This window comes from Micromonospora cabrerizensis, assembly GCF_022230955.1.
Taxonomy (GTDB): Bacteria; Actinomycetota; Actinomycetes; order Mycobacteriales; family Micromonosporaceae; genus Micromonospora; species Micromonospora cabrerizensis.
In genome coordinates, this window is the sequence record NZ_JAKKFI010000052.1 from 54,517 (window position 1) to 64,064 (window position 9,548).

Consider the following 9,548-nt stretch of genomic DNA (forward strand, 5'->3'; position numbering starts at 1 on the left):
CGATAGGAAGAACGTGGCGCCAGGAAATGCGCCGCGATCCGGATCGGGGGTCGAACCAGGGGAGTAGGGGTCCCGCCCGAACGGCCTTCCCCCGGGGTGCGCTCGATCGCTTAGGGGTGTCCGGCCTCCTCTGACGCTCATTACCGTCCGAACCGAACGCGCCATCGGGTCGTGTGGACGAGTGGGGGCCGCGGATCGTCATGAAGAGCGAATCAGCATTCACCGATGGAAATGCGGAATTTGACGGCGTCGCCATTGTGGGTATCGCGTGCCGGTTGCCCGGAGCGGACGATCCGGCCGCGTTCTGGCGCCTGCTGGCGGACGGCCGCGACGCCGTCACCGAGGCACCGGCGCACCGTTGGGGGAGCGCCGCGGATCGTCCGCGCGGCGGTTTCCTGGACCGTGTCGACGGCTTCGACCCCGGCTTCTTCGGCATCGCCCCGCGCGAGGCGGCCACGATGGACCCGCAGCAGCGCCTCATGCTGGAGCTGGGCTGGGAGGCCCTGGAGGATGCGGGCATCGTCCCGGACGCCCTCGCCGGCACGCGGGCCGGTGTCTTCGTCGGCGCGATCGGGGACGACTACGCCACCCTGCTGCGCGGCCTCGGTGCCGACGGCATCACCCCGTGGACCCTCACCGGCACCAACCGGGGCATCATCGCCAACCGACTGTCCTACGTGCTCGGGCTGCGCGGCCCCAGCCTCACCGTGGACGCGGCCCAGGCCTCCTCGCTGGTCGCCGTCCACCTGGCCGCGGAGAGCCTGCGCGACGGGCGCTGCAAGGTCGCCCTGGCCGGCGGCGTCAGCCTCAACCTGGTCCCGGAGAGCACCCTCACCGCCGCCGCGTTCGGTGGCCTGTCGCCCGACGGCCGCTGCTACACCTTCGACGCCCGGGCCAACGGCTACGTCCGCGGCGAGGGCGGTGTGGTGCTCACCCTCAAGCTGCTCACCGACGCGCTCACCGACGGCGACCAGATCTACGGCGTGGTACGCGGCAGCGCGGTCAACAACGACGGTGGCGGCGACAGCCTCACCACGCCCACCAGCGACGGTCAGACCGACGTGCTGCGTGAGGCGTACCAGCAGGCCGGGGTGGACCCGTCCGTGGTCCAGTACGTGGAGCTGCACGGCACCGGCACCCGGGTCGGTGACCCGGTGGAGGCCGATGCGCTCGGTGCGGTCCTCGGCGTGGCGTCCGGCCGGCGGCACCCGTTGCTGGTCGGGTCGGCGAAGACGAACGTCGGGCACCTGGAGGGCGCGGCGGGTGTGGTCGGCCTGCTCAAGACCGTCCTGGCGCTGCATCACCGGGAGCTGCCACCGAGCCTGAACTTCGCCACACCGAACCCGCTGATCCCGTTCGACGAGCTGCGGTTACGGGTGCGTACGACGCACGGCGCGTGGCCGGAGACGGACCGGCCGCTGGTCGCCGGGGTGAGTTCGTTCGGCATGGGCGGCACGAACTGTCACGTGGTGCTGTCCTCGGCGCCGGCCTGGCCGCCCGTTACCGGCCCGGTGGCCGGCCCGGCGGCCCGTGGGCCGGTGGCGTGGCTGCTGTCGGGGCGTACCCCGGCCGCGGTGCGGGCGCAGGCCGCCCAGTTGCGCGACGCGGTCGCCCAGGACGCGCGGCCGGTGGACGTGGCGTACTCCCTGGCCCGGCACCGGAGCGACTTCGACCACCGGGCGGCCGTGGTCGGCGCGGACCTGAGCGCCCTGAAGGAGCGGCTGGCCGCGCTGGCCGACGGCGGGTCGCCGGTGCAGAGGGTCGGTGACGGCCGGGTGGCTTTCCTGTTCGCCGGTCAGGGCTCCCAGCGGGTCGGGATGGGCCTCGACCTCGCGGACACCTACCCGGTGTTCGCGGCGGCCCTCGACGCCACCTGCGCCGCGCTCGACGTGCACCTGGACCGCCCGCTGCGCGAGGTCGTCGCGGAGGGGACGGAGCTGGACCGGACCGTCTACACCCAGGCCGCCCTGTTCGCCGTCGAGGTGGCGTTGTTCCGTCTCGTCGAGTCGTTCGGGGTCACCCCGGACTACCTGGTCGGGCACTCGATCGGGGAGATCGCCGCCGCTCAGGTGGCCGGGGTGCTGTCCCTGCCGGACGCGGCGAAGCTGGTCACCGCCCGCGGCCGGCTGATGCAGGAGCTGCCGGCCGGTGGCGTGATGGTCGCGGTGCAGGCGTCCGAGGACGACGTGACGCCGTACCTCACCGACGGCGTGGACATCGCGGCCGTCAACGGCCCCCGGTCCGTGGTGCTGTCCGGCGCCGCCGACCCGGTCGCGGCGGTCGCGGCGAGGTTCGAGAAGACCCGGCAGCTGCGGGTCAGCCACGCCTTCCACTCGGCGCTGATGGAGCCGATGCTCGCCGCCTTCGGCGCGGTCGCCGACACGCTGACGTACGCGGCGCCGCGTATCCCGATCGTCTCCAACGTGACGGGGCGGATCGCCGACACGCAGGACGCGGCCTACTGGGTGCGGCACGTGCGGGAGGCGGTCCGGTTCGCCGACGGCCTCGCGACCCTGGAGGGCGAAGGCGTCACCACGTTCGTCGAGATCGGCCCGGACGGTGTGCTCAGCGCCATGGGCGCCCACTGCGTCCCGGCCGGTGTGTTCGTCCCGGCCCAGCGCCCGGACCGCCCGCAGGCGGAGACCTTCGTCGCCGCCCTGGCCCAGCTGCACGGCCGCGGTGTCCCCGTCGACTGGACGCCGGCGCTGACCGGGGGGACCCGCGTCCCGCTGCCCACGTACGCCTTCCAGCGGGAGTCCTACTGGCTGTCCGCCGACGCCGCCGTGCTACCGGCGGCGCCCAGCGCCGCGCGCTCCGAGGACGACCTCCTCGATCTGGTACGGGCGCACGCCGCCGCCGTCCTCGGCCACCCGGACCCCTTCGCCCTCGACCCCACCCACTCCTTCAAGCAGCTCGGGTTCGACTCGCTGACCGCCGTCGAACTGCGCGACCGGCTCGGCGCCGCCCTCGACCTGACGCTGCCGGCCACGCTGCTCTACGACAGCCCCGACCCGGTGACGCTCGCCCGGTGGCTGCACACCGTGTCGGACGACGCCCGGCCCCCGGCCGCCGCGCAGCCGGGACGGGCGAGCGCCGACGAGCCGATCGCCGTCGTCGCCATGGCCTGCCGTTATCCCGGCGGCATCACCGAGCCCGACGAGCTGTGGCACCTGGTGTCCGGCGGCGGTGACGCCATCACCGGTTTCCCCACCGACCGGGGTTGGGACCTGACCGCCCTCTACCACCCGAACCCCGGCCACCCGGGCACCAGCTACACCCGCTCCGGTGGATTCCTGCACGACGCCGCCGAGTTCGACCCGGGCTTCTTCGGCATCTCGCCGCGTGAGGCGCTGGCCATGGACCCGCAGCAGCGACTGCTGTTGCAGGCGTCCTGGGAGGCGGTGGAGCGGGCCGGCATCGTGCCGGGCGCGCTGCGCGGCAGCCGCACCGGTGTCTTCGTGGGGGCCACCTCCCACGAGTACGGCGCACGCCTCGCCGAACCCGCCGACGGTCTCGACGGCTACGTGCTGACCGGTAGCACGATGAGCGTCGCCTCCGGCCGCATCTCGTACGTGCTCGGCCTCGAAGGCCCGGCGCTGACCGTCGACACCGCCTGCTCGTCGTCGCTGGTCGCCCTGCACCTGGCCGCCCAGTCGCTGCGCCGGGGTGAGTGCGAACTGGCCCTGGCCGGCGGTGCCACGGTGATGGCGGGCCCCGGCATGTTCGTCGAGTTCAGCCGCCAGCGGGGCCTCGCCGGCGACGGCCGGTGCAAGGCCTTCGGCGCGGGCGCCGACGGCACCGGTTGGGGCGAGGGCGTCGGCGTGCTGGTGCTGGAACGGCTCAGCGACGCGCAGGCGAACGGCCACCGGGTCCTCGCCGTCATCCGGGGCAGCGCGGTCAACCAGGACGGCGCGTCCAACGGACTCTCCGCCCCGAGCGGCCCGGCCCAGCAACGCGTCATCCGGGCCGCCCTCGCCGACGCCGGGCTCACCCCCGCCGACGTCGACGTGGTCGAGGCGCACGGCACCGGCACCACCCTCGGCGACCCGATCGAGGCGCAGGCGCTGATCGCGACCTACGGCGCCGACCGGGACGGGGACGCCCCGCTGTGGCTGGGCTCGCTGAAGTCCAACATCGGCCACACCCAGGCCGCCGCCGGTGTCGGTGGCGTGATCAAGATGATCCTCGCGCTGCGGGCCGAGGTGCTGCCCCGCACCCTGCACGCCGACGAGCCGTCACCGCACGTCGACTGGTCCGCCGGCAGCGTCCAACTGCTCACCGAACCCCGCGACTGGCGACGCTGCGCGCAACCCCGGCGGGCCGGCGTCTCCTCCTTCGGCATCAGCGGCACCAACGCCCACCTGGTGCTCGAAGAGGCACCCGTTGCCGCCCTGGTGCTCGAAGAGGCACCCGTTGCTGACGTCCCGGCCCGTCCCGAGGTGCGGCGCACGGTGCCGGTGCTGGTGTCCGCGCGTACCCCGCAGGCTCTGCGACGCCAGGCCGCCCGCCTGCGCGACCGGATCGGGGAGGGCGACACCCGCCTCGCCGACATCGCGTACACCCTGAACGTCACCCGGAGCCGGTTCGCGCACCGCGCGGTCGTCCTCGCCGACGGTCCGGACGACCTGCGCGACGCCCTGGCCGCCCTGGCCGACGACCGGGCGGCGGGAAACGTCGTCACCGCGCACCCGGCCGAGCCGGGCCGGGTCGCGTTCGTCTTTCCGGGACAGGGCTCCCAGTGGCTGGGCATGGCGGTCGAGCTGGCCGACGCCGAGCCGGTGTTCCGTGACCACCTGACGGCCTGCGGGGAGGCGCTGCGCCCGTACACCGGTTGGGATTTGCTGGCCGCGCTGCGCGGCGGCGACGACGCGCCGTCGCTGGACCGGGTCGACGTGGTCCAGCCCGCGTTGTGGGCGGTGATGGTCTCGCTGGCCCGGCTCTGGCAGGCCGCGGGCGTCCGACCGGCCGCGGTGATCGGGCACAGCCAGGGCGAGGTCGCCGCCGCGCACATCGCCGGGGCCCTCACCCTGGACGACGCCGCCCGGATCGCGGCCCGCCGCAGCCAGGCCATCGTCGCGCTGGCCGGGCGGGGCGGAATGGTCGCGGTGCAGGCGTCCGCCGCCACCGTGGAGCCGATCCTGGCCCGCTGGGGTGGTCGGATCAGCATGGCCGCCGTCAACGGACCGACCGCCGTGGTGGTGGCCGGGGAGCCCGCCGAGCTGGACGACCTCGAACCGGTGCTGGCCGCCGCCGGCATCGAGGCGAAGCGCATCAAGGTCGACTACGCCTCGCACTCGGCCCACGTCGAGGCGATCCGCGAGGACCTGCTGGACGCGCTCGCCGGGGTCGAACCGCGGGTCGCCGAGATCCCGTTCTACTCCACGGTCTACGGCTCCCGGTTGGACACCACGGAGCTGGGCGCCGACTACTGGTACACGAACCTGCGCCGGCCGGTGCGCTTCGCCGAGACGGTCGACGTGCTGCTGTCCGACGGGTACCGGGCCTTCGTCGAGGCCAGCCCGCACCCGGTGCTCGTCGCCGCCGTGCAGGACTCGGCCGAGCAGGCCGGAGTGGACGCCGCCGTGCTGCGGACGTTGCGACGCCACGACGGCGGTCCGGCCCGCTTCCGGGTCGCGCTGGCCGAGGCGTACGCCCGGGGGCTCGCGGTCGACTGGACGGACCTGACCCCGGACGGCTCGTTGGTGGCCCTGCCGACCTACTCCTTCGAGCGGGAGCACTTCTGGCACCACCCGGCCGTGCCGGGCAGCGCCGACGACCCGGCCAACGACCCGTTCTGGGCCACCGTGGAGCGCGGGGACGCCGCCGCGCTCGCCGCCGACCTGGCCCTGGCGCCGGGCACCCTGGACGAGATCGTGCCGGTGCTGGCCGCCTGGCGGCGCGAGCAGCGGATCCGCGCCGGTGCCGCCGGTTGGCGCTACGTTGTCGAGTGGAAGCCGCAGCCGGACTCCACCGTTGCCGCCGACGGGCACTGGATCGTCGCCGTCGCCGGCTACGACCCCACGACCACCGCCGTCCTGCAGGCCCTCGGCGACGCCGGGCTCACCCTCGACGTGGTCGTCGTGGCAGCCGACGCCGACCGGGCCACCCTCGCCGAGCGGCTCGCGGTCCGCGCCGACGGCGTCCTCTCCCTGCTTGCCTTCGCGGAAGGGCCCCTCGGCGAGGGCCTGCGCCGCACCCTGACCCTCACCCAGGCGCTCGGTGACGCCGGCGCCGACGCCCCGCTCTGGCTGGTCACCCGAGGTGGCGTCGACACCGGGCCCGCGGACCGGGTCGACAACCCGGAGCAGGCCCTGATCTGGGGCCTCGGCCGGATCGTCGCCCTAGAGCACGCCGAGCGCTGGGGCGGCCTGGTCGACCTGCCCACCGACCTTGACGAGCGGGCCGCCGAGCGGTTGCTCACCGCGGTCACCGGCGAGGACGGCGAGGACCAGGTGGCCATCCGGGTCGACGGTCGCTACCTGCGCCGGCTCGGGCACGCCCCCCGCCCGGCCCGGGTGGCCGGCGGCCTGCGCCCGGACGGTCCGGTGCTCGTCACCGGTGGCACGGGCGCCCTCGGCGCCACGGTCGCCCGCTGGCTCGCCGAACGCGGCGCGCCGCACCTGATCCTGCTCAGCCGGCGCGGCCCGGACGCGCCCGGCGCCGCCGACCTGGTCACCGAACTGGCCGAACTCGGTGCCACCGCCTCGGTGGTGGCCTGCGACGCCGGCGACCGCGACGCCCTCGCGGCGGTGCTCGCCGCGCACCCGGTGCGCGCTGTCGTACACGCCGCCGGGCTGCTCGACGACGGCACCATTGACACCCTCACCACCGACCAGGTCGACCGGGTGCTGGCCGCGAAGGTGGCCGCCGCCCGAAACCTCGACGAGCTGACCCGGGACCGGGACCTCAGCGCGTTCGTCCTCTTCTCCTCGATCGCGGCGAGCATCGGCATCCCGGGGCAGGGCAACTACGCGCCCGGCAACGCGTACCTCGACGCCCTGGCGGAGCAGCGCCGCGCCGACGGCCTGGCCGCCACCTCCATCGCCTGGGGTCCGTGGGCCGGCGGTGGCATGGCCGCCGACGCCGCTGTCGGCGACCTCATGCAGCGCCACGGCATCACCCCGATGGACCCGCAGATCGCGCTCGCCGCCCTGCAACAGGCCCTGGACGACGACGCCACCACCCTCACCGTCGCCGACCTCGACTGGGACCGCCTCGCCCTCGCGCTCACCGCCGGGCGTCGCCGCCCACTGATCGAGGACCTGCCGGAGGTGCAGCGCGCCATCGGTGCCGGCGCGGTCGCCGCGTCCGGCCCCCTCGCCGCCGCCGGCCCCGCCGAGAGCCTGGCCACCGCACTCGCCGCGCTGCCCGAGGCGGCCCGCGAGCGGGCCCTGATCGGCCTGGTGCGCGAGCAGGCGGCGCTCGTGCTCGGCCACACCGGCCCGGACGCGGTCGACCCGAACCGCCCGTTCCGCGAGCTGGGTTTCGACTCGCTCGCCGGTGTCGAGCTGCGCAACCGCCTGCGTACCGTCACCGGCCTGCGCCTGTCGACCACCCTGGTCTTCGACCACCCCACCCCGGCCGTGCTCGCGGCGCACCTGCACGACGAGCTGACCGGCACGCTGCCGGCCCGGCCCGCCGACGACCCCGCCACGGTACGGGGACCCGACGAGCCCATCGCGATCGTGGCGATGGCGTGCCGCTACCCCGGGAACGTCAACTCGCCGGCCGACCTGTGGCGTCTGCTGGGCGACGGCGGTGACGCGATCGGCGGCTTCCCCGCCGACCGTGGATGGGACCTCGCCCGCCTCTACCACCCGGACCCGGACCACCCGGGCACCTCGACCACCCGGCACGGCGGGTTCCTCTACGACGTCGCCGACTTCGACCCGACCCCGTTCGGCATCTCGCCGCGCGAGGCCCTGGCCATGGACCCGCAGCAGCGGCTCCTGCTGGAGACCTCGTGGGAGGCGTTCGAGCGGGCCGGCATCGACCCCGGGTCGCTGCGCGGCCAGCACGCGGGCGTCTACGTCGGCCTCACCTACCAGGACTACGCGTCCCGGGTCCGGCAGGCGCCCGCCGACCTGGAGGGCTACCTGCTCACCGGCAGCACCGCGAGCGTCGCGTCCGGCCGGATCGCGTACGCCTTCGGCCTCGACGGACCGGCCGTCACCGTGGACACCGCCTGCTCGTCGTCGCTGGTCGCGCTGCACCTGGCCGTGCGGGCCCTGCGGGCCGGCGAGTGCGACCTGGCACTGGCCGGTGGCGTCGCCATCATGTCCACCCCGCACATGTTCGTGGAGTTCAGCCGCCAGCGTGGTCTCGCCCCGGACGGCCGCTGCAAGCCCTTCTCCGCCGACGCCGATGGCTTCGGCTCCGCGGAGGGCGTCGGAATGCTGCTGGTCGAGCGTCTCTCCGACGCGCAACGGCACGGCCACCCGGTCCTCGCGGTGGTCCGTGGCACCGCGGTCAACCAGGACGGCGCGTCGAACGGCCTGACCGCCCCGAACGGCCCGGCCCAGCAGCGGGTGATCCGGGCCGCGCTGGCCGACGCCGCCCTGACGCCCGGTGACATCGACGTGGTGGAGGCACACGGCACCGGCACCCCGCTGGGCGACCCGATCGAGGCGCACGCGTTGGGGGCGACCTACGGCCCGGACCGCCCGGCGCAGCGGCCCTTGTGGCTGGGCTCGGTCAAGTCGAACCTGGGGCACACCCAGGCGGCGGCCGGTGTCGCCGGGATCATCAAGATGGTCGAGGCGATGCGGCACGAGGTGCTGCCGCGCACCCTGCACGCCGGGACCCCGAGCCCGCACGTCGACTGGGCGGACAGCCCGCTGCGACTGCTGGACGCGCCCCAACCGTGGCCGGCGGAGCTGCCGCGCCGGGCCGCCGTGTCGTCGTTCGGCATCAGCGGCACGAACGCCCACGTGATCCTGGAGGCGCCGGTCGCCGCCGCGGCGCCGTCCGACACGTCTCCGATCGCCGACGGTGAGCCGTCCGGGGTCGTGCCGCTGGTGCTCAGTGGGCAGTCGGTCGAGGCGCTGCGCGCCCAGGCGGGACGCCTCGCGGACCGGCTGACCGAGCCGGGCGCACCCTCGCTGCGCGACACCGGCTGGACGCTGGCCACCGCCCGGGCCGCGTTCGCCCACCGCGCGGTGCTGCTCACCAGCGGAGGCGACGTGGTGGGCGCGCTGCGCGAGCTGGCGGCGGGCCGCGACCACACCGGCGTGCACACCGATGGCGTACGAGCGGGAGGTCTGGCCTTCGTCTTCTCCGGCCAGGGGTCACAGCGACCCGGCATGGGTCTGGGCTTGGCGTCGTCGTTCCCGGTGTTCGCCGACGCGTTCGACGCGGCCTGCGCCGAGCTGGACGTTCACCTGGACCGCCCGTTGCGCGAGGTGATCGCCGAGGGCGCCGAGCTGGACCAGACGGTCTACACGCAGACCGCGTTGTTCGCGGTCGAGGTCGCGTTGTTCCGGCTGGTCGAGTCGTTCGGGGTCACCCCGGACTACCTGGTGGGGCACTCGATCGGTGAGATCGTCGCC

At 74.9% G+C, this 9,548-nt stretch carries 1 protein-coding gene; it reads left to right on the forward strand.

From position 1 onward, the window contains the following. Positions 1-200: 200 nt before the first annotated feature. Positions 201-9,548 (forward strand): type I polyketide synthase (locus LADH09A_RS10030; RefSeq protein WP_372492254.1); only part of this gene is annotated, 9,348 nt, incomplete at its 3' end.